18 protein-coding genes are annotated in these 20,239 nt (G+C 73.2%); 8 read left to right on the top strand and 10 right to left on the bottom strand.

Annotated features, from left to right (window positions below; all coding sequences use genetic code 11):
* Positions 1 to 67: 67 nt before the first annotated feature.
* Together BJP25_RS02730 and dut are read right to left on the bottom strand one after the other, a co-directional pair.
* Positions 68 to 754, bottom strand: a complete 687-nt coding sequence (locus tag BJP25_RS02730; RefSeq protein WP_075973171.1) for a DUF3710 domain-containing protein — start codon at positions 752 to 754, stop codon at positions 68 to 70.
* A complete protein-coding gene (gene dut / locus BJP25_RS02725) occupies positions 754 to 1,233 on the bottom strand; it encodes a dUTP diphosphatase (RefSeq protein ID WP_075973170.1) in 480 nt (159 codons plus the stop codon). Before dut ends, BJP25_RS02730 begins: the two co-directional genes overlap by 1 nt.
* Positions 1,234 to 1,257: 24 nt before the next feature.
* On the opposite strand from dut, the gene BJP25_RS02720 reads away from it, so the two are divergent.
* Positions 1,258 to 1,758 carry a DUF3093 domain-containing protein gene (locus tag BJP25_RS02720; protein ID WP_075973169.1) on the top strand — a complete coding sequence of 167 codons (501 nt, stop codon included), beginning with the start codon at positions 1,258 to 1,260 and terminating at the stop codon, positions 1,756 to 1,758.
* A 126-nt stretch (positions 1,759 to 1,884) separates the two neighbouring features.
* Here BJP25_RS02720 and BJP25_RS02715 read toward each other — a convergent pair whose 3' ends face one another.
* Positions 1,885 to 2,193: a DUF4193 domain-containing protein gene (locus tag BJP25_RS02715; RefSeq protein ID WP_075973168.1), complete on the bottom strand. Its 309-nt coding sequence runs from the start codon at positions 2,191 to 2,193 to the stop codon at positions 1,885 to 1,887.
* Between the two features lie 491 nt (positions 2,194 to 2,684).
* Between BJP25_RS02715 and cei the strand changes: the two genes are divergently transcribed.
* A complete protein-coding gene (gene cei / locus BJP25_RS02710; RefSeq protein WP_075973167.1) occupies positions 2,685 to 3,377 on the top strand; it encodes an envelope integrity protein Cei in 693 nt (230 codons plus the stop codon).
* Positions 3,378 to 3,534: 157 nt separating this feature from the next.
* On the opposite strand, the gene BJP25_RS02705 is transcribed toward cei, so the two are convergent.
* The gene (locus tag BJP25_RS02705) at positions 3,535 to 4,335 is read right to left on the bottom strand and encodes an inositol monophosphatase family protein (protein ID WP_075973166.1); all 801 of its coding nucleotides are present in this window, start codon (positions 4,333 to 4,335) and stop codon (positions 3,535 to 3,537) included.
* A gap of 82 nt (positions 4,336 to 4,417) precedes the next feature.
* On the opposite strand from BJP25_RS02705, the gene ppgK reads away from it, so the two are divergent.
* From ppgK to BJP25_RS02690, 3 genes are all read left to right on the top strand, one after another.
* Positions 4,418 to 5,179: a polyphosphate--glucose phosphotransferase gene (ppgK, locus tag BJP25_RS02700; RefSeq protein ID WP_075973165.1), complete on the top strand. Its 762-nt coding sequence runs from the start codon at positions 4,418 to 4,420 to the stop codon at positions 5,177 to 5,179.
* A gap of 187 nt (positions 5,180 to 5,366) precedes the next feature.
* Complete coding sequence (locus BJP25_RS02695; protein ID WP_075973164.1) at positions 5,367 to 6,698, top strand: RNA polymerase sigma factor; 1,332 nt, start codon at positions 5,367 to 5,369, stop codon at positions 6,696 to 6,698.
* 480 nt (positions 6,699 to 7,178) lie between these two features.
* A complete protein-coding gene (locus tag BJP25_RS02690) occupies positions 7,179 to 7,364 on the top strand; it encodes a DUF7455 domain-containing protein (RefSeq protein ID WP_075973163.1) in 186 nt (61 codons plus the stop codon).
* A gap of 78 nt (positions 7,365 to 7,442) precedes the next feature.
* On the opposite strand, the gene BJP25_RS02685 is transcribed toward BJP25_RS02690, so the two are convergent.
* The 5 genes from BJP25_RS02685 to BJP25_RS02665 form a co-directional block, all read right to left on the bottom strand.
* Positions 7,443 to 8,576, bottom strand: a complete 1,134-nt coding sequence (locus BJP25_RS02685; protein ID WP_075973325.1) for an ROK family transcriptional regulator — start codon at positions 8,574 to 8,576, stop codon at positions 7,443 to 7,445.
* 68 nt (positions 8,577 to 8,644) lie between these two features.
* On the bottom strand, positions 8,645 to 10,072 hold the full coding sequence (locus BJP25_RS02680) for a sugar ABC transporter permease (protein WP_075973162.1): 1,428 nt from the start codon (positions 10,070 to 10,072) through the stop codon (positions 8,645 to 8,647).
* A gap of 16 nt (positions 10,073 to 10,088) precedes the next feature.
* A complete protein-coding gene (locus BJP25_RS02675; protein WP_075973161.1) occupies positions 10,089 to 10,862 on the bottom strand; it encodes an ATP-binding cassette domain-containing protein in 774 nt (257 codons plus the stop codon).
* Positions 10,863 to 10,948: 86 nt separating this feature from the next.
* The gene (locus BJP25_RS02670; RefSeq protein WP_075973160.1) at positions 10,949 to 12,076 is read right to left on the bottom strand and encodes a sugar ABC transporter substrate-binding protein; all 1,128 of its coding nucleotides are present in this window, start codon (positions 12,074 to 12,076) and stop codon (positions 10,949 to 10,951) included.
* A gap of 343 nt (positions 12,077 to 12,419) precedes the next feature.
* Positions 12,420 to 14,165, bottom strand: coding sequence for a DEAD/DEAH box helicase (locus BJP25_RS02665; RefSeq protein ID WP_075973159.1), 1,746 nt, complete (start codon positions 14,163 to 14,165; stop codon positions 12,420 to 12,422).
* A gap of 228 nt (positions 14,166 to 14,393) precedes the next feature.
* On the opposite strand from BJP25_RS02665, the gene BJP25_RS02660 reads away from it, so the two are divergent.
* Both BJP25_RS02660 and BJP25_RS02655 read left to right on the top strand, forming a co-directional pair.
* Positions 14,394 to 15,662: a YihY/virulence factor BrkB family protein gene (locus BJP25_RS02660; protein WP_075973158.1), complete on the top strand. Its 1,269-nt coding sequence runs from the start codon at positions 14,394 to 14,396 to the stop codon at positions 15,660 to 15,662.
* 133 nt (positions 15,663 to 15,795) lie between these two features.
* The gene (locus BJP25_RS02655) at positions 15,796 to 18,882 is read left to right on the top strand and encodes an efflux RND transporter permease subunit (protein ID WP_075973157.1); all 3,087 of its coding nucleotides are present in this window, start codon (positions 15,796 to 15,798) and stop codon (positions 18,880 to 18,882) included.
* 74 nt (positions 18,883 to 18,956) lie between these two features.
* Here BJP25_RS02655 and BJP25_RS02650 read toward each other — a convergent pair whose 3' ends face one another.
* Complete coding sequence (locus BJP25_RS02650) at positions 18,957 to 19,184, bottom strand: DUF3039 domain-containing protein (RefSeq protein ID WP_075973156.1); 228 nt, start codon at positions 19,182 to 19,184, stop codon at positions 18,957 to 18,959.
* Between the two features lie 106 nt (positions 19,185 to 19,290).
* Here BJP25_RS02650 and BJP25_RS02645 point away from each other — a divergent pair, with 106 nt between their 5' ends.
* Positions 19,291 to 20,226: a pseudouridine-5'-phosphate glycosidase gene (locus tag BJP25_RS02645; protein WP_084793617.1), complete on the top strand. Its 936-nt coding sequence runs from the start codon at positions 19,291 to 19,293 to the stop codon at positions 20,224 to 20,226.
* Positions 20,227 to 20,239: the final 13 nt, after the last annotated feature.

Below are 20,239 nucleotides of genomic sequence, written 5' to 3'. Positions count from 1 at the left end.
GGTGGGGGGAAAGCGCAGAGGCCCGGCGGGGGCCGGGCCTCTGGGGGTGTGCTGTGGGGGTTGCGGGTCAGCCGGGTTGCTGGCCGTTCTGCTGGGCCGCGTTGATGTGCTCGACGATGGCCTGGGGGAGGTCGATCTGCAGGGGGGTGCGGACCGGCATGGGTTGGGTGCCGCGGACGACGATGGTGCCGCGGACGAGGGTGCGCAGGGCGTGGGCGGAGTGCTCGGCCAGCTCCGGGGGTCCCGCGACGACGCCGCGGAGCATCCAGCGGGAGCGGTCGACGCCGAGGAAGCGGAGCTGGACCTCGCCGAGGGTGGCGGAGAGCTCCTGGCCCCAGTCACCGACGACGCTGTGCACGGTGGCGCCGTCGGCGCGGAGCTGGACGGCCAGTTCGCCGCAGACCTCCTTCCAGAGGCCGCCGGACTTGGGCGCGGCGTAGGCGTTGAGGGTCAGCTGGCCGAGCTGGGTGAGGATGTGCACGGCGCGGACCGGGCCCGCGGGGTCCATCTCGACCTGGAGCTGGGCGCCGTCGGGGACGGGGATGCGCAGCGAGCCCAGGTCGAGGCGGGCGTAGTCGTCCTCGGGGGCGTCGTCCTCGTCGAAGGGGCCCGCGTCCGGGTCGCCGACCGCCGAGCCCTCGGCGAAGCCGTCGGCGTCGAGGCCGTCCGCGTCGAGGCCGTCGAGGTCGTGGTCCTCGACCGGCTCCGGCTCGCGCTCACCGGCGTCGCGCTTGCGGCGTCCGAACAGTGCCACTAGTCCTCCGTCCCCTTCCCTGGTCCGGGGAGCACCGCGTGCCCCCCGGTCGAGCCGTACCCGCCCGCGCCGCGCGCGGTCGGGTCGAGCGCGTCGACCTCGCGGAACACCGCGTGCTCGACCCGCTGCACCACCAGCTGCGCGACCCGGTCGCCCCGGCGCAGCACCACGGTGTCCCGGGGGTCGTGGTTGACCAGGCAGACCTTGATCTCGCCCCGGTAGCCGGAGTCGATCGTGCCAGGGGTGTTGACCACGCTCAGCCCGGTGCGCGCGGCCAGCCCCGACCTCGGGTGCACGAAGCCTGCGTACCCCTCCGGCAGCGCGAGCGCCACCCCCGTGCCCACCAGCACCCGCTCCCCCGGGCCGAGCACGACGTCCTCCGTCGTCACCAGGTCCGCGCCCGCGTCGCCCGGACGGGCGTAGCTGGGCAGGGGGACGCCCGGATCAGTCCGGAGCAGGAGGACCTCGACGCTCGGCACGAGCGGCGAGACTACCCTGGGGCCGTGGACGACACCCCGGGCGCCACGCGTCCAGCACCGACCTACGCCGAGCGGTTGCACGTCACCTGGTACTGGTGGCCGCTCCCGCTGCTGGCGGCCGGGCTGCTCGCCGCGGAGGTGCACATGGGGTACCCGGGGGTGCGGGCGTGGCTGCCCTACGCCATCGTCCTGCCGCTGACGCTGCTGATGCTCTGGCGCGCCGGGCGCACGCCGGTGGCCGTGCGCGACGGCAAGCTGCTCGTGGCGGACGCGAACCTGCCCCTGGAGCACGTCGGCGAGGTCGTGGTGGTGGCCAAGGAGCACAAGCGCCGGGTGCTGGGCCCGCACCTCGACCCGGCCGCGCACGTCGTGCACCGGGGCTGGGTGGGGCCGCTGGTGCGGGTCGTGGTGGAGGACCCCGAGGACTCCACGCCGTACTGGTTGTTCAGCACCCGCCACCCCGAGCAGGTGGCCGAGGCGCTGCGGACGGGCGCCGAGGCGGCCCGGTCCACCGCCGACCGCTGACCCCGCGGGCGGGTCGACCCCGCAGACGAGCGGAGCCGGGCACCCGCCTGGGTGCCCGGCTCCCGCCGTGGTCCTGCCGTCCCGCAACGCCCGCAGAGTGTGTCTCGGCCCGCCGCCGAGGTCGGCTCAGGCGCAGTCGCGGCAGACGAAGACGCCGCCGTTGTCCTCCGCGAGCCTGCTGCGGTGGTGCACCAGGAAGCACTTGGAGCAGGTGAACTCGTCCGCCTGCTTGGGGACGACGCGGACCGTCAGGTCCTCGCCGGAGAGCGCGGACAAGTCCGCCCCGGGCAGCTCGAAGCTCTCCGCGGTGTCGGTCTCGTCCACGTCCACGACGCCGGACTGGTTCTCGTTGCGCCGGGCCTTGAGCTCCTCGAGGGAGTCCTCGGCCAGGTCGTCTGCCTCGCTGCGGCGAGGTGCGTCGTAGTCGGTCGCCATTGCTTTCACCCCTGCGGTCGTCCAGGCATGTGGGTCGTGCCGCGTGTCAACGATCCACCGGCCCGGTTTGTGCCCGCCACTGGCGTGACGGAGGTCTCGCCGGCGGCTGCGGGTCACCGCCCCAGCCCGAATCGATCCGGTGGGCCCCGCCGCCACCCGAGCGGGCAGAGGGTAGCTCATGAGTCGGCGGCTCACACGTGCTGTCACCCGTTCGGGCGCAATCGCGGCTCCGCAGGCCGCGATCGGGGCACGGTGGGGCCGCACGCCTTGTCGACCGCGCCCGCTCGTGGTGCGATTCCCCCAGGGGTCACCGTCCGCCGCGCACCGGTCGCCGTCGGCGATCACCGCAGGTGGTCAAGGTCCTCGCGCCCGGGTGCGGCGAACCCGGGCGCGGCTAATAGGCTGGACTGCGACGAATGGTCGAGCCGGGCGCGTCCCCGGTTCCGATGCCCGGGGGTGGGGCCGTGGGCTCGCGATGGGAGGGTCCGCACGTGACCGCCGGTCCGTTGAGCGGGGAGCGCCCGTACCGCAGGCGCAGGCCGGTCCCCGCCCTCGTCCTGCTGGCCGTCCTCGGCGTGGTCGCGGGCGTGGTGTGGATCCAGGTGATGAGCAGCGCGTCCAGCGACGCCGACGCCAACGCCTGCGCGCCGCCGCCGACCCCGACCTCCTCCCCCGACGGCCAGCCCGCGCCCGCGCTCGGCGAGACCCTGCCGGACACCGCGTTGGACAAGGCCGCCCCCGCACCCCCGTCCGGGGCGCTGCTGCGCGTGGTGAACGCCAGCGGCCAGCGCAGGCAGGCGGGCGCGGTCACCGAGGCGCTGCGCGAGCTGGGCTTCACCCAGGTCACCGACCCCGCCAACGACACCGTCTACACCGGCGGCTCGCTCAACTGCCGCGCGCAGATCCGCTTCGGCCAGCAGGGCACCGCGGCGGCGCGCACGCTCAGCATCCTGGAGCCGTGCGCGGAGCTGGTGCGCGACGCGCGCCAGGACGCGACCGTGGACCTGGCGATCGGGCAGCGGTACACCCACCTGGACCCGACGCCGGAGGCGAAGCGGATCCTGGAGCAGCTGACCGACTGGGCGCAGAACGGGCCGCCGCAGGGCGGGCTGGCGAACGAGGACGGCAGCGGGCCCGCGCTGGACCCGAACGTCGTGGCGGCGGCGAAGAGGGCTCGCTGCTGAGGGCTCTGCTGCTGCGTGGGGCTCTGCTGCGCAGAGCGTGAAAAGAAGCGGGATTTTGTTGGCGTGCCCGGGTGGGTGGTCGGGTGCTCGGGGGTGGGCGGCCTGGGGTGGGGTGGGCGGCTTGAGGTGGTGGGGGTTACGGGGTGGCTGTGGGGGGTCAGGGGTAGGTGGCGATTCCGGCGGTGATGAGGGCTTGGCGGAGGTCAGTGGCGATGGTGGGGGCGGCGGCGAGGACGGTGTCCGGGCCGAGTTCGGGGTCTTCGCCGGGGAGGGTGACCTGGGCGCCCGCTTCGGCGGCGATGAGGGCGCCAGCGGCCCAGTCCCACGGGTTGGTGCCGCGTTCGCAGTAGGCATCGAGCCAGCCCGCTGCGACGGCGCAGAGGTCGAGGGCGGCGGAGCCACCTCGGCGGATGTCGCGGACCTGGTCGAGGAGGCGGGCGACGACGGCGCCGTGGGCGGCGCGGCGGGGGGCGGAGTAGGGGAAGCCGGTGGCGAGCAGGGACTGGGCGAGGGAGTCCGGTTCGTTGACGCGGAGGGGGTGGCCGTCGAGCCAGGCGCCCTCGCCCTTGACGGCCGTCCAGCGGCGGCCGGTGGCGGGTTCGACGACCACGCCCGCGACGGAGGTGCCGCCGACCTGGGCGGCGACGGAGACGGCGTACCAGGGGTAGCCGTAGAGGTAGTTGACCGTGCCGTCGATGGGGTCGACCACCCAGGTGACGCCGTCGCCCGCGGTGGCGCCGCTCTCCTCGCCCAGGAAGGCGTCGCCGGGGCGCAGGTCCGCCAACCGGGTGCGGATCAGGTCCTCGGCGGCGCGGTCGGCGGCGGTGACCACGTCGGTCCTGGTGGACTTGGTGCCGACGTCGCGGATGGCGGTGGCGCGGGTGGTCTCGGCGAGGGTGGCGGCCTCGGCGGCCACGGCTTCGGCGGTGGCGAGCAGGTCGCGTTCGGTGGTGCCCACCCGGCTATCCGACCACAGCGGGCGACCGACGGCTAATGTCACCGGTCGACGCTGCTGAATCGAGAAGGAAGGGACCCGAGGGATGGGTGCGACCCAGGGCTTCGGCGTGGACATCGGCGGTTCCGGCATCAAGGGGTGCCTGGTGGACCTCGATGGGGGCAAGCTCGACGGGGAGCGGATCAGGATCCCCACCCCGCAGCCCTCGACGCCGGAGGCGGTGGCCGAGGTCGTCGGCCACATCGTCGAGGAGTTCGGGTGGCGGGGGCCGGTCGGCGTCACGCTGCCCTCGGTGATCAAGCGGGGGGTGGCGCACTCCGCGGCGAACATCGCCAAGACCTGGATCGGCACCGACGCCGCCGCGCTCTTCGCCGCCCGGCTGGACCGGCCGCTGGACCAGGTCACCGTGCTCAACGACGCCGACGCTGCGGGCATGGCCGAGATCCGCTACGGCCGCCCCGACGACCAGGCGGGGGTGGTGGTGCTGCTGACCTTCGGCACCGGCATCGGCAGCGCGCTGTTCCTCGACGGCAAGCTCGTCCCCAACACCGAGTTCGGGCACCTGGAGATCGACGGCCACGACGCCGAGACCCGGGCGGCGGCCTCGGCCAAGGAGGAGGAGGACCTGAGCTGGGAGCAGTGGGCCAAGCGGGTGAGCCGCTACATCCAGGGCCTGGAGAACCTCATCTGGCCGGACCTGGTGATCGCGGGCGGCGGGGTCAGCAAGAAGGCCGACAAGTGGCTGCCGCTGCTGGACGTGCGGACCAAGGTCGTGGCCGCTGAGCTGCGCAACGACGCCGGGATCGTGGGCGCGGCGGTGGCCGCGGCCGAGCGCCTGGGGCCCTGAGCCGCGGGCGGCGTGGCCGGTCGCGGACCCGCCCCGGCAGGTGCGCGCGCACATTTCGTGCTCGGGGCGTCCGCCGGACACGCCGCCCGTCGCTACAATGGAACGCAGCCCGCGGCCCACAGGACCACGAGGCACTCCCCGAACTCCGGCAGCGACCTGGGCATTTCCCACCCCGGCCGCCGCCGTGATGGACAGTTGTGAAAGGGCGTACGTGGCAGCCGCACGAACCGCAACCCGACGCTCCACCGCGTCGGCGAGCGCCGCCAAGACGACCAGGAGCGCGACGGCAGAGGACGACGAGCTGTCGGGCGCCAAGACGACGGCCAAGAAGGCCGCGGGTGCCAAGCCCCGCGCGCCGCGCAAGACCGCCGCCAAGGCGACCGCCAAGAAGGCCGGCGAGGGCCCCGAGGGCGAGGAGCCCGACGAGGACAACCCCGACCTGTCCGACCTCGAGGAGGTCGAGGTCGAGCCGATCGAGGAGCCGGTCGAGGAGCCCGAGGAGAAGGACTCCGGCAAGGAGACCAAGGACGGCGACTTCGTCTGGGACGAGGAGGAGTCCGAGGCGCTGCGGCAGGCCCGCAAGGACGCCGAGCTCACCGCCTCCGCCGACTCCGTCCGCGCCTACCTCAAGCAGATCGGCAAGGTCGCGCTGCTCAACGCCGAGGAGGAGGTGGAGCTCGCCAAGCGCATCGAGGCCGGGCTCTACGCCGCCGAGCGCGTGCGCAAGTCCGAGGAGGAGAGCGAGAAGCTCGCCCCCCAGATGCGCCGCGACCTGCGCTGGATCGTCCGCGACGGCGAGCGCGCCAAGAACCACCTGCTTGAGGCCAACCTGCGCCTGGTGGTGTCGCTGGCCAAGCGCTACACCGGTCGCGGCATGGCGTTCCTGGACCTGATCCAGGAGGGCAACCTGGGCCTGATCCGCGCGGTCGAGAAGTTCGACTACACCAAGGGCTACAAGTTCTCGACCTACGCGACGTGGTGGATCCGCCAGGCCATCACCCGCGCGATGGCCGACCAGGCGCGCACCATCCGCATCCCGGTGCACATGGTCGAGGTCATCAACAAGCTCGGCCGCATCCAGCGCGAGCTGCTCCAGGACCTGGGCCGCGAGCCCACCCCGGAGGAGCTGGCCAAGGAGATGGACATCACCCCGGAGAAGGTGCTGGAGATCCAGCAGTACGCCCGGGAGCCCATCTCGCTGGACCAGACCATCGGCGACGAGGGCGACAGCCAGCTCGGGGACTTCATCGAGGACTCCGAGGCGGTCGTCGCGGTGGACGCGGTGTCGTTCACCCTGCTGCAGGACCAACTCCAGTCGGTCCTGGCCACCCTCTCCGAGCGCGAGGCGGGCGTCGTCCGGCTGCGCTTCGGCCTCACCGACGGCCAGCCGCGCACCCTGGACGAGATCGGTCAGGTCTACGGCGTGACCCGCGAGCGGATCCGCCAGATCGAGTCGAAGACCATGTCCAAGCTCCGCCACCCCTCCCGCTCCCAGGTCCTGCGCGATTACCTGGAGTAGGGACCAGCGCCTCCGCGTCAGCCCCCGAGGTCCTCGGACCCGGGGGCTGACGCTTGTGCGGACCGATGCCGCGGAACCGGCCATTTCGGACTTCGAGCACGCTGCGCGACGAGGTGGGCGCGCAGGTGACACGGGTGCAGCAGGGGCACCGGGTTCGGCCACCCAGGGCAATCCGCCCATTCGGCCGATCAAGTCCACATCGTGAGCCGCAGGGCCGTTCGCCGGTGGTGAACAGGGTCTCACCGACACCTGGGGTTCAGGCCGGGTTGGGGTGGCATACGCCCAGCTCGGAGGGCATTTCCGCTCGTCAGGCGGGGTAAAGGGCTGGTTACCGGGGATAAATCCTGGATCGGGAACACTGCCACGGGCCGAAACGTCTGTAAGAGTAGGAAGTGCGACCACGGCGGAGTTTCCGCCTCCGTGACCGCAGCCGAAGAGGGCGCCGGGTTCCCCCGGTGCCGGGACGGAGGGAGAACTCCCATGACGACGACTACGACGCTCACCCGCCCCGAGCTGACCGCTGCCGACCGCTGCGACCGCTGCGGCGCCGCCGCACAGGTCCGCGCCGTGCTCTCCTCGGGAGGGGAGCTGCTGTTCTGCGGCCACCACGCCCGCGCCCACGAGACCCGACTGCGCGAGCTGGAGGCCGAGCTCCAGAAGGGCTGAGTCGCACCCCCAGAGCTGCGGCGAGAGGGCCGGTACCCCACCAGGGGTACCGGCCCTCTCGTGCGTGCGGGGGACCGCTTAAACCATGTCCAGGACCGGCTCGAAGGCCAGCTCCGCGGCGCCGATGAGCTTGACGTCGGTGCCCATCGACGAGGTCATCACCCGCGTGCCGCCGACCGCCCGGCTGACCAGGGAGCGGCGGCCGACCTCCACGCCCACCTCCGCGATCAGCGACGGGGGCAGGGCGGTGAACAGGTCGCCCAGCACGACCAGCTCGGGGCCGAAGACGTTGACGATGTTGACCAGGCCCACGGTCAGGAACTCGCGGAAGTCGCCGAGCACGGCGGTGATCCGCTCGGGGGTGCGCAGGGCCTTGAGGTCGGCGATGACGGCGCCGCGCGGGGTGCCCTCGGGCAGGCGCAGGGCGCGGCAGAGGGCCAGCTCGCCCACCTCGGTCTCCCAGCAGCCGCGGGAGCCGCAGTAGCAGGGGCGCCCGCGCGGGTTGACCACCATGTGCCCCAGCTCGCCGACGTACCCGGCGGTGCCGCGCAGGGCGGACCCGTCGGAGATGACGCCGCCGCCGACGCCGACGTCCGCGGAGACGTAGACGGCGTCGGTGGAGCCGCGGGCGGCGCCGCGCAGGTGCTCGGCCAGGGCGGCGATCTCGGCGTCGTTGCCGACGCGGATGGGGCAGCCCAGTGCCCCGCCCAGGCGCTCGCCCAGCGGGACGTTGGTCCACTGCAGGTTGGGCGCCTCGTGCACGAACCCGTCGGAGCGGCGCACCACGCCGGGGACGGAGACGCCCGCGGCGATGAGCGGGTAGCCCAGGTCGGCGGCGAGCACCTGGGTGGACTCGACGACGTGGGTGATGACCTCGGCGGGCTCGCGCTGGCGGCCGTGCAGGTTCCAGCTGTTGCGGCCCAGCATCTCCCCGCCGAGCCCGACCAGGGCGATGGCGACCTGCTCGACCCGGATGTCGACGGCCAGCACGACCGCCGCGTGCGGCTGCGGGAGCACCAGCAGCGACGGGCGGCCCGCGCCGGAGCGGGCCCGGGGCAGTCGTTCCTCGACCACCCCGGACTCCGCCAGACCGTCGACCAGGGCCTTGATGGTGCTGCGGTTGAGCCCCAGCTCGGTGGCCAGGGCCGCCCTGGTCGTGGGGCCCGCGACGTGCAGCCTGCGCAGCAGCGCGGTGCGGTTGTGCCTGCGCACCTCGTCGGGTCGGGCGCCCGCCGTGGGTGTGCTGGTCACGTGCCTGCCTTCCGGTGGGGACCTGGCGGCTACCGCGCCGCGGTGGCGGCCCGCCGCCGGGAGAGCGCGTCGACGGTGGCCGCCAGCAACAGTACGAGGCCGGTGACGATGTTGACCACGGCGGCGGGCTGCTTGAGCAGGCCCAGGCCGTTCTCCACCACCGCGAGCACCAGGCCACCGACGACCGCGTGGAACACCTTGCCGCGCCCGCCGAACAGCGACGTGCCGCCGATGACGGCCGCACCCACGGCGAACAGCAGGGTGTTGAGGCCACCGGCCTGCGGGTCGACCGAGCCGACCTTCGACGAGTACACGATCGCGCCCAGCGCCGCCAACGAGGAGGTGACGACGAACACGCTGGCGCGGATCTTCGGCACGTTGATGCCCGCGCGGCGCGCGGCCTCGGCGTTGCCGCCCACGGCGTAGATGTGGCGGCCGTAGCGGGTGCGGTTGAGCACGTAGGTGCCGATCACCAGCACCACCAGCACGATCGGCACCACGTAGGGCACGCCCTCGATGACGACCGCGGCGTTGCGCGAGCGGTTGAGGGTGAGGGCGAAGGTGGCCAGCGCGGAGACGACCGCGATGGCGGCGACCTTGGCGACCACCAGCGGGGTCGGCATGGTCACCAGGCCGCGGCGCAGCCGGGAGAAGTGCTCGCCGAGCACGACCGCGGCGTAGCCGCCCGCGCCGACCAGGAACAGCAGCCAACTGCCGAGCACCGACAGGTTGCCGTTGGCCACGGCGAACAGGGTGGGCTCGGTGTTGATGCCGAGCACGCCGCCCTCGCCGATGAGCTGGAGGATGACGCCCTGCCAGGTGATGAACAGCGCCAGGGTGACCACGAACGACGGCATGCCGATCTTGGACACCAGGAAGCCGGTGATCACGCCGATGGCGGTGCCGACGCACACGGCCAGCAGCATCTCGACCCAGGCGTTGGGCGGCACGCCCAGCATGGCGATGCCGATGGCGACCGCGGCGAGCACCGCGCCCGCCCAGATGCGCATGTACAGCGCGAGGGCGGCGGCGACCACCAGGCCGAGCACGAAGACGTAGAACACCGTGGTGCCCATGCCGCCGAGCAGGTTGCCGGAGCGGACGTAGTGCATGGCCATCACCGCGGCGCAGACGCCGGAGGCGGTGCCCGCGGACAGGTCGATCTCGCCCAGCAGCAGGACGAAGACCAGGCCCATCGCGATGATCATCTTGCCCGCGCCCTGGGCCAGCAGGTTCGCGGTGTTGTTGAGGGTCAGGAAGCTGTCCGACAGCAGCCAGAACACCACGACCAGCGCGGCCAGGCCGAGCACGGCGGGCAGCGAGCCGAGCTCGCCGCCGCGCAGGCGGGCGACGTAGTCGCGCACCGCCTCGCCGGTGGACTGGCTGGTGGTGTCGATGCCGAAGTCGGAGATGGCGCCGCTGGTGTCCTGCGTGGTCGCGGCGGAGGTCTCGGTCATGTCAGGTGCCTCGTGGTCAGACGGTGGCGGACTCGGGGCGGGCCAGCCCGAGGTCTCCGGAGCGGCCCGCGGTGATCAGCTCGACGACCTGGGCGTGCGTGACGTCCCTGGTCGGCACCTGGGCGACCATGCGGCCCAGGTACAGGGTGGCGATCCGGTCGGCCACCTCGAACACGTCGGCCATGTTGTGGCTGATCAGCACCACGCCGAGGCCCTGCTCGGCCAGCCTGCGCACCAGGTCGAGCACCTGGCGGGTCTGGGCGACGCCGAGCGCGGCGGTGGGCTCGTCGAGCAGGACGACCTTGCTCTCCCACAGCACCGACTTGGCGATGGCGACCGTCTGGCGCTGGCCGCCGGACAGCGCCGACACCGGGGTGCGCACGGACTTGACGGTGCGCACCGACAGCGAGGCCAGCGTGTCGCGGGCGGCCTTCTCCATCGACGCCTCGTCGAGCAGCCAGCCCGAGCCGCGCTCGCGGCCGAGGAACATGTTCTGCACGATGTCGAGGTTGTCGGCCAGGGCGAGGTCCTGGTAGACGACCTCGATGCCCAGGCCCGCCGCGTCGCGCGGGCCGCCGATGGTCACCGGCTCGCCGTTGAAGTGCACCAGCCCCGAGTCGGTCGGGTGGATGCCCGCGATGCACTTGACCAGCGTGGACTTGCCCGCGCCGTTGTCGCCGACGAGCGCGGTGACCTCACCGGCGCGCACGGTGAAGTCCACGTCGTGCAGGACGTGGACCGGTCCGAAGCTCTTGTTGAGCCCGGTGATCTCCAGAATGGGTTCGCTCATCGCGCGATCTCCTCGGGGGGACCGCCCCCGGCGCGGCGCCCGTGGGGGGAGGGGGGCGCCGCGCCGGGGGCGGTGGACTGGACTGGTCAGCTGATGCCGAGCTGGGCGCAGACCGAGGCCAGGTCGCCGCCGCAGATGTCGGCGGCCTTGACGTAGCCCTGGGACACCGGTTCCTTGACGGTGTCCTTGGTGGTCAGCTTCGGCGTCAGCAGCACCGACTTGACCGTGCGGTTGCCGGTGGGGTCGTCGCTGGTCTGCTTGGCCAGCGCGTCGGCGCCCGCGGTGTCGCCCTTGGCCAGCAGCGCGGCCAGCGCGGCGGTGTTCTCCGCCTCTTCCTTGATCGGCTTGAACACGGTCATGTACTGGTCGCCGCGCAGCACGGCCTTGAGGCCGTCGGCGGTGGCGTCCTGGCCGGTCACCGGGACCTTGCCGTTGAGGCCGTTCTTCTGCAGCACGGTGATGACCGCGCCCGCGAGGCCGTCGTTGGCGGCCACGACGCCGTCCACGGCGCCGCCGTTGCCGGTCAGGATCTGCTCGAAGGTGGTGCCGCCCTTCTGGTTGTCCCAGTTGTCGATCTTCTGGGACTGCACCAGCTTGAGCGTGCCGTTGTCGTAGAGCGGCTTGAGCACCTTCTGCTGGCCCTCGTAGAACAGGGTCGCGTTGTTGTCGGTCGGGGCGCCCTCGATCTCGATGACCTGCGCGCCCGGCTTGCCCTTGAGCGCGTCCGCGAGACCCTGGCCCTGCAGCTCGCCGACCTTGACGTTGTCGAAGGAGACGTAGTAGTCGGAGCTGCCGCCGAGGTTGAGGCGGTCGTAGTCGATGGTGGGGATGCCCTGGGCCTTGGCCTTGGCCGCCACCGCGCTGCCGACCTCGGAGTTGATCGAGGCGATGACCAGGACCTTGACGCCCTGGCTGATCATGCCGTCCGCCAGGGTGGTGAACTTCTGCACGTCGCCCTGGGCGTTCTGGATGTCGGGGTCGAGGCCCTTGGCCTTCATCGCGGCCTCGAGCATGGGCTTGTCGAAGCCCTCCCAGCGGGCGGAGGTCGCGGTCTCCGGCAGGATCACCCCGACCGGGATGCCGCCACCGCTGCTGCCCGCGGTGTCGCTGGTGCCGCCGGAGCCCGACGGCGCGGCCTGGTTCGCCCCGCACGCCGTGAGGGTCAGGGCCGTGCCCAGCCCCGCGGCGAGCAATGCCAGAGTCTTGCTGCGCATCACGTGTCCCTTTCGATGCCGCTGGACGGACCGCCGGGCCCGGGCGGTGAACCGTCATCAAATGTTGTGCGGCACAACATATGTCCCAGACCCCCGTGGCGGAACCCACACTGACTCGATTCAGACGCGATCAGGCGGACACGTTTTGGCAACGGAGGGGACATCTGGCGGCAATGCGCCTGATCAGCCGCACGCACGGCACCCGTTCGGACGCGGAGCGGAACCACCGACCGCGCGGAGCGCGAGGCAGCGGCCGTCAAGACCGCGCGGCGCACCGGGCGTTCACAGGGCTGGGGGGTGGCCTGGGAACCCGGGCCCCCGGGTCAGGGGAGCGACCAGGCGCTCACCAGGAGCGCAGGGTGGCGATCCGCTCTTCCAGCTGCTCGACGGTGGCCATCGCGGTGGGCGGACCGCCGCAGGTGCGGCGCAGCTCGCCGTGGATCATCCCGTGCGGCTTGCCGGTGCGGTGGTGGGCCATGCCGACCAGGGCGTTCAGCTCCTTGCGCAGGGTGGCCAGCCGCTCCTGCACCGACTGCGGGCGGGCGACCGGGGCCTCCTTGGGCCGGGCGGCCTCCTCGGCGGCGCGGCGGGAGCGCTCGGCGAGCTGGTTGTCCTGGCGCTGCTTGAGCAGGGCGCGCACCTGGTCGGGTTCGAGCAGGCCGGGCAGGCCCAGGTACTCCTGCTCCTCCTCGGACCCGGCGGAGGCGGCGGTGCCGAACGACGAGCCGTCGAAGATGACCTGGTCGAGCTCGGCGGAGGCGCCGAGGGAGGTGTAGGCCTTCTCCTCCTCGCCCAGCTCGTCCTTGGTCCGGTTGGCCTCGGAGAGCAGGCCCTCGTCCCAGCCCTCCTGCTCGCGGTGCGGCTTGCCGAGCACGTGGTCGCGCTCGGCCTCCAGCTGGCTGGCCAGCTCCAGCAGCACCGGCACCGACGGCAGGAACACCGACGCGGTCTCCCCCGGGCGCCGGGCGCGCACGTACCGGCCGATGGCCTGGGCGAAGAACAGCGGGGTGGACGCGCTGGTGGCGTAGACGCCCACCGCCAGCCGCGGCACGTCGACGCCCTCGGACACCATCCGGACCGCGACCAGCCACCGGGACTGGCCGTCGGAGAAGTCCTGGATGCGCGCGGAGGCCTTCGGGTCGTCGGAGAGCACCAGGTGCGGCTCCTCGCCGGTGAGCTGGTGCAGGATCCTGGCGTAGGCCTTGGCCGTGGTGTGGTCGGAGGCGATCACCAGCCCGCCCGCGTCCGGCACGCCGCCCTGGCGCTTCTGGGTGAGCCGGGTGTTGGCCGCGGCCAGCACCGACGGGATCCACTCCCCCGCGGGGTCCAGCGCCGTGCGCCACGCCCGGGAGGTCTGCTCGGCGGTCAGCGGCTCGCCGAGGCGGGCGGTGAACTCCTCGCCCGCGCTGGTGCGCCAGCTCGCCTCGCCGGAGTACGCCAGGAAGATCACCGGGCGCACCACGCCGTCCTTGAGCGCGGCGGAGTAGCCGTAGACGTGGTCGGCCTTGGACTTCATGAAGCCCGACCCGTCCGGCTCGTACTGCACGAACGGGATGGCCGAGTCGTCGCTGCGGAACGGGGTCCCGGTCAGCGCCAGGCGGCGCACCGCGGGGGTGAACGCCTCCCGGATGCCCTCGCCCCAGCTCTTGGCGTCGCCGCCGTGGTGGATCTCGTCGAGGATCACCAGGGTCTTGCGCTGCTCGGTGCGCACCCGGTGCAGCGACGGGTGCGCGGCCACCTGCGCGTAGGTCACCGCCACGCCCAGGAAGTCGCTGGAGGTCTGCCCCATCGAGTTGGTGAAGTTCGAGTCGATCGGGATGCCCGCGGCCGATGCCGACGCCGCCCACTGGTGCTTGAGGTGCTCGGTGGGGGCGACGATCGTCACCCGCTCGACGGTGCGGTCGGCCAGCAGCTCGGCGGCCACCCGCAGGCCGAAGACGGTCTTGCCCGCGCCCGGCGTCGCCACCGCGAGGAAGTCCTTGGGCTTGCGGGTGAGGTACGTCGTCAGCGCCCGGCGCTGCCACGCCCGCAGCGGGCGGGCGGGCGGGGTGCGCTGCGCGGAGTCCGGTTCCACCTCGGCCCGGGTCACGGGATGCCCCAGCTCCTTCCCAGCACGACGGCACGACCTCGCGAAAACGCCCTCGTGCGGTGGCGCCGGGCGGTCGGTGCCGCGGCGCTGGTCCCGGGTCGAGGGCGTCCACGACTGTACCCGCAGGCCCGGCGCGCACGCCGCACGCCGGACGGGCGGGTCACGGCCAGGACACCGATGCGCGGGATGTTCGGCCGGAACGCCCCTGATGGGCCATGCTGGGGCCCGATGACCACGCAGCCCGGTGCCCTGCCCGGCCGCGGCGGCCCGCCGGGCGAGCGCACCGGGCGGCGGGGCCCGTGGCGGCTCGTCGCGCGCACGCTGTCGAAGGCGTGGGGCGGCAACCTGTTCTCCGAGGCGGCGGAGAGCGCGTTCTGGCAGGTCCTGTCGCTGCCGCCGCTGCTGCTGGGGCTGCTGGGCAGCCTGGGGTACGTGGCCGAGTGGTTCGGCAAGGACGTCATCGACTCGGTGCAGGCCAACATCATCACCATCTCGCGCACGGCGTTCAGCGAGAACGTGGTGACCCAGATCATCGAGCCGACCGTGGGCGACATCCTCACCGTGGGGCGCGGGGAGATCGTCTCGGTGGGCTTCCTGATCTCGCTGTGGGCGGGCTCGTCGGCGATGTCGTCGTTCGTCGACGCGATCACCGTGGCGCACGACCAGTACGGGGTGCGCAACGAGGTGTGGCAGCGGATCTTCTCGCTGCTGATCTACATGGCCTCGCTGGTGCTGCTCATCGCCGGGCTGCCGGTGCTCACGCTGGGCCCGGACCTGCTGCCCAACCTGTTCCCGGTGACCTGGCGGCCGACGGTGGTCAGCTGGCTGTCCTACACCTACTACCCGGCGCTGGGGCTGCTGATCGTGCTGGCGCTGGCCACGCTGTACAAGCTGGCCCTGCCGCGCAAGCTGCCCTGGCACCGCGGCCTGCCCGGCGCGCTGCTGGCGATGGTGTTCTTCATCCTGTCCTCGATCGGGTTGCGGGTGTACATCACCGCGATCACCTCCACCGGCTACACCTACGGCGCGCTGGCGACCCCGATCGCGTTCCTGCTCTTCGCCTACTTCATCGGCCTGGCGGTGGTGATCGGCGCGTACTTCAACGCCGCCATCCAGGAGCTGTGGCCCGCGAAGATGACCCGGCGGGAGCGGCGGCGCTGGCGGCGGCTGGAGATGGAGCGCGCCGCGGAGGAGATCCGCTCCGGCGAGGCGGCGCGGGCCTGGCTCGACGACCCCGAGCCCGCCCCGGCGACCGGCGCCGCCCCCGAGGACGCGGACGACTCCCCCGCAGGCACGACCGACCCCCACAACGCAGACAACCCAGGCACCGCAGACAACCCAGACACCGCAGCCGCTGCGACGACGCAGCGCATGCGCGTGGTGACGGAGCGGCACACGGGCACCCTGGACGACGTGGACGCGGCGGCCGGACCGCCGCCCCAGAACGGCGCGGCGCGGCCGCGGACCACCTCCGCGAGGGACGAGACGTCCGCCTGAGGGAGGACCCGGGCACCACCGGGAGGCCGAGGCGGCTCTCAGCCGCGCTGTGCCAGGCTGTCGCCGTCCCGGTCCGGGCGGTGCGGCCCGCGGGACGACTCCGGGGTCACGCGTCGAGGGGAAGCACACAGCCATGTCCGTGCTGGCACGTCTCAGCCTGGGCAACCGCGGTCTGGTCGGACTGCTCAGCCTGCTGCTCATCGGGTTCGGCGCGCTCGCGCTGCCGTCGCTGCGCCAGCAGCTGTTCCCGCCCATCGAACTGCCCGCCGCCGTGGTGGTGGCCACCTACCCCGGCGCGGCGCCGGACGTGGTGGACAGCGAGATCGCCGAGCCGATCGCGGCCGCGACGCGGGGGATCCAGGGCGTCGAGCAGGTCACCACCCGCTCCACCGAGGGGTCGGGCACGGTGCAGGTGCGGTTCGAGTACGGCACCGACCTCGGCACCGCCGTCGCCCAGGTCCAGCAGGCGGTCAACCGGCTCGGCCCGCAGCTGCCGCAGGACGTGGAGCCGACCGTCGCCCAGGGCGGCACCGACGACATCCCGGCGGTGACCCTGGCCGCCACCACCGGCGACGACGAGGCCGCCACCGCCGCGCGGCTGCGCGCGCAGGTGCTCCCCGGGTTGGAGGAGATCCCGGGCGTGCGGGAGGCGACGCTCACCGGCGCCCGCGCGCAGACCGTCACCGTGACCGTCGACTACGCCAAGCTCGCCGTCTCGGGCGTCGAGCCGACCGCGCTGACCCAAGCGCTGTCCACCGCGGGTCGCGCGGCTCCGGCGGGCACGATCGACTCCGACGGCAAGACCCTGTCCGTGCAGGTGGGCGGCCCGATCACCTCGGTGGACGACCTGCGCGCGCTCACCATCGCAGGCCGCAGCGGTCCCGTGCGGCTGGGCGACATCGCCACCGTGGAGCAGGGGCTTGCGCCCGCCACCGCCATCACCCGCACCGACGGGCAGCCGACGCTGGGCATCTCGCTGACGATGACCGCCGACGGCAACGCCGTGGACATCTCCGAGGCCGTGCGCGGCAAGCTCGACGACCTCGGCCGCGCGGCCGGGACGCGGCTGACCGTCGTGTCCGACCAGGGCCCGGAGGTGCAGAAGGCGATCAGCGGCCTGACCACCGAGGGGCTGCTGGGGCTGCTGTTCGCCGTCGTGGTGATCCTGCTGTTCCTGCTCTCGCTGCGCTCCACGCTGGTGACGGCGGTGTCGATCCCGCTGTCGGTGCTGGTGGCGCTGCTGGCGCTGTGGATCGGGGACCTGTCGCTGAACCTGCTCACCCTGGGCGCGCTGACGATCGCGATCGGCCGGGTGGTCGACGACTCGATCGTGGTGCTGGAGAACGTCAAGCGCCACCTCGGCTACGGCGAGCCCAAGCAGCGCGCGGTGCTCGACGGCACGCGCGAGGTGGCGGGCGCGGTGACCGCGTCGACGCTGACGACGGTGGCGGTGTTCCTGCCGATCGCCTTCGTCGGCGGCATCGCGGGCGAGCTGTTCAGCCCGTTCTCCATCACCGTGACCGTGGCGCTGCTGGCCTCGCTGGTGGTGTCGCTGACGGTGGTGCCGGTGCTGGCGTTCTGGTTCCTCAAGCCGCCGCGCGTGCCCGACGACCCGGCGGAGGCCGAGGCCGCCAGGGAGGCCGCGCTCGCGCGGGAGCGCGGCAGCCTGCTGCAACGCGCCTACGTGCCGGTCCTGCGGTTCGCCACCCGGCGCCGCTGGGTGACCGTGGTGGCCGCGCTGGTGGTCTTCGGGGTGACGCTGGGCCTGGCCAGCCAGCTCAAGACGAACTTCCTCGACCAGCAGGGCAACACCGCCGTGCGGATCACCCAGACCCTGCCCCCGGGCGCGAGCCTGGCCACCCGCGACGAGGCGGCGAAGAAGCTGGAGTCGGTGCTCGCCGACGCCGACGAGGTGCGCACCTACCAGGTCACCGTGGGCGGCGACCAGCGCTTCGCCGCGTTCGGCCTCGGCGGGGGCGGCGCGACCTCGGCCAGCGCCACCGTGCGCGACGGCACAGACCTCACCGCCCTGCAGGACCGGTTGCTGGCGCGGTTGGCGCAGGTCCCCGGCACGGGCGAGGTGAAGTTCGGCGCGGCCGCGGCGGGCTTCTCCTCCGACACCGTGCAGGTCGTGGTGACCGCGCCGGACGCCGCCGCGCTGCGCGCGGCCGCCGACCAGGTGCAGAAGGCCGTCACGGGCACCCCCGGGCTGTCCGAGGTGAGCAACGACCTGGCCGTGAGCGCCCCGCGCGTGCAGGTGACGGTCGACCAGCAGGCGGCCGCCGCGCGCGGCCTGAGCCCGCAGACGGTGTCCACCTTCGCCGCCCAGGCGCTGCGCGGTGTGCCGGTGGCGGAACTGCCCATCGGTGACAGCCGCCAGCAGGTCGTGCTGCGCACCGGCACCGCGCCCGCCGACGTGGCCGCGCTGCGGGCCCTCCCGCTGCCCAGCGCGACCGGCGTCGTCACGCTGGGCCAGGTCGCGCAGGTGTCGACCGTGGACGGGCCCGCGACGGTGCTGCGCACCGGCGGCGACCGCAGCGCGACGATCTCGGCGAAGGCCACCGGCGCGGACCTGGGCGCGGTGACCCGCGACCTCACCGGCAGGCTGGACGCGCTCGACCTCACCGGGGGCGCCGCCTACTCCCTGGGCGGGGTCAGCGCCGACCAGCAGTCGACGTTCCGGGACCTGGGGCTGGCGGTGCTGGCGGCGATCGCGATCGTCTTCGTGATCATGGTGGCGACCTTCCGCAGCCTGGTGCAGCCGCTGGTGCTGCTGGTCTCGATCCCCTTCGCGGCCACCGGCGCGATCGGCCTGCTGCTGGCCACCGGCACCCCGCTGGGCCTGCCGTCGCTGATCGGCGTGCTGATGCTGGTCGGCATCGTGGTGACCAACGCGATCGTGCTCATCGACCTGGTCAACCAGTACCGGGCCGAGGGCATGGCGATCACCGAGGCGGTGGTGGAGGGCGGCAGGCGCAGGCTGCGGCCGATCCTCATGACGGCGGCGGCGACGATCTTCGCGCTGGTGCCGATGGCGCTGGGCATCACCGGCGAGGGCGGCTTCATCGGCAAGCCGCTGGCGATCGTAGTGATCGGCGGCTTGGTGAGCAGCACCCTGCTGACCCTGGTGCTCGTGCCGACGCTCTACACCGTGGTGGAGGGCGCCAAGGAGCGCAGGCAGCTCAAGAAGGCGGCGAGGGACGAGCCCGCGCGGGCGTGACGGGTGGCCGGGAGGGCGGCACCGCGCGTCCGCCCTTCCGGCAGGTCAGGTCGGTCTGGGCCTGGTCGGCTCGCTCAATCCTTCATGCTGTCGTAGACCTTCTTGCAGTCCGGGCACACCGGCGAGCCGGGCTTGGGGCTCTTGGTGACCGGGAAGACCTCGCCGCAGAGGGCCACGACGACGTTGCCCATCACCGCGCTCTCCACGATCTTGTCCTTGCGGACGTAGTGGAACATCTTCGGGGTGTCGTCGTCGGTCGCCTCGTCGTGGCGGACGTCCGGTTCGACAGTGGGTGCGGTCATGGCTCCATGATGCCCCAATCCACCCCGCGCACCGGAGGGTCACCCGGGTGGACCGGGGTGACCCCTGGCGGCGGGCGCGGTCAGCGCCGTGGCGCATGATTCGGGCGTGAGCACACCCCTGAACACCGACCACCTCGTCGTCGCCGAAGAGGTCGCCGACGCCCTCGCCGAGGGCCGCGGCGTCGTCGCCCTGGAGAGCACCCTGCTGGCGCACGGCCTGCCCTCCTCCGTCAGCCTGGAGGTCGGGCGGCGCCTGGAGTCGGTGGTCCGCGCCGCGGGCGCGGTGCCCGCCACCATCGCCGTGCTGGGCGGCCGGGCCAGGGTCGGGCTGGACGCGGCGCTGCTGGAGCGGCTGTGCGCCGCGGACGCCGACCTGCTCAAGCTCTCCCGCCGCGACCTGGGCCCCGCGCTGGCCCTGGGCCGCGACGGCGCCACCACGGTCGCGGGCACGGCCACCCTGGCCGCCCAGGCGGGCGTCGGCGTGTTCGCCACCGGCGGCCTCGGCGGGGTGCACCTGAGCCTGGGCGAGCAGGCCTGGGACGTCTCCGCCGACCTCGACGTGCTGGCCTCGACCCCGGTCGCGGTGGTGTGCTCGGGGGTCAAGTCGGTGCTCGACATCGCCGCCACGGTGGAGGTGCTGGAGACCAGCTCGATCCCGGTGCTGGGCTTCGGCACGGACACCTTCCCCAGCTTCTACCTGCGCGAATCCGCCTTCGGCGTGCCGTGGCGGGTGGACACCGCCGCCGCGGCCGCGGCGGTCATCGGCACCCACCGCGCGCACGTCCCCGGCGGGGCGGGCGTGCTGGTGGTCAACCCGGTGCCCGCCGAGCACGAGCTGGACCGGGAGCTGCACGACCGGCTGCTGGCCGACGGCGTGGCGCTGCTGCGGGAGCGGGGCGTGCGCGGCAAGGACGTGACCCCGGTGCTGCTCGACCACTTCCACCGCGAGAGCGGCGGGGCGAGCCTGACCACGAACATCGAGCTGGTGGCCGACAACGCCCGCGTCGCGGCGGAGATCGCCGTCGAGCTGGCGCGGCGCTGAGGCGCGGCCCGGC

It is taken from the genome of Actinokineospora bangkokensis, from assembly GCF_001940455.1.
Taxonomy (GTDB): domain Bacteria; phylum Actinomycetota; class Actinomycetes; order Mycobacteriales; family Pseudonocardiaceae; genus Actinokineospora; species Actinokineospora bangkokensis.
Note: the sequence above shows the minus strand (reverse complement) of the source record. Positions and strands in the feature narration are given on the sequence as shown.

Excerpts from the sequence above, each read along its gene's own strand:
- BJP25_RS02680 (WP_075973162.1), bottom strand. The coding sequence starts at position 10,072 with ATGACCGAGACCTCCGCCGCGACCACGCAGGACACCAGCGGCGCCATC.
- BJP25_RS02715 (WP_075973168.1), bottom strand. The coding sequence starts at position 2,193 with ATGGCGACCGACTACGACGCACCTCGCCGCAGCGAGGCAGACGACCTG.
- BJP25_RS02670 (WP_075973160.1), bottom strand. The coding sequence starts at position 12,076 with ATGCGCAGCAAGACTCTGGCATTGCTCGCCGCGGGGCTGGGCACGGCC.
- BJP25_RS02695 (WP_075973164.1), top strand. The coding sequence starts at position 5,367 with ATGGACAGTTGTGAAAGGGCGTACGTGGCAGCCGCACGAACCGCAACC.
- BJP25_RS02655 (WP_075973157.1), top strand. The coding sequence starts at position 15,796 with ATGTCCGTGCTGGCACGTCTCAGCCTGGGCAACCGCGGTCTGGTCGGA.
- BJP25_RS02660 (WP_075973158.1), top strand. The coding sequence starts at position 14,394 with ATGACCACGCAGCCCGGTGCCCTGCCCGGCCGCGGCGGCCCGCCGGGC.
- ppgK (WP_075973165.1), top strand. The coding sequence starts at position 4,418 with ATGGGTGCGACCCAGGGCTTCGGCGTGGACATCGGCGGTTCCGGCATC.
- BJP25_RS02675 (WP_075973161.1), bottom strand. The coding sequence starts at position 10,862 with ATGAGCGAACCCATTCTGGAGATCACCGGGCTCAACAAGAGCTTCGGA.
- BJP25_RS02690 (WP_075973163.1), top strand. The coding sequence starts at position 7,179 with ATGACGACGACTACGACGCTCACCCGCCCCGAGCTGACCGCTGCCGAC.
- BJP25_RS02650 (WP_075973156.1), bottom strand. The coding sequence starts at position 19,184 with ATGACCGCACCCACTGTCGAACCGGACGTCCGCCACGACGAGGCGACC.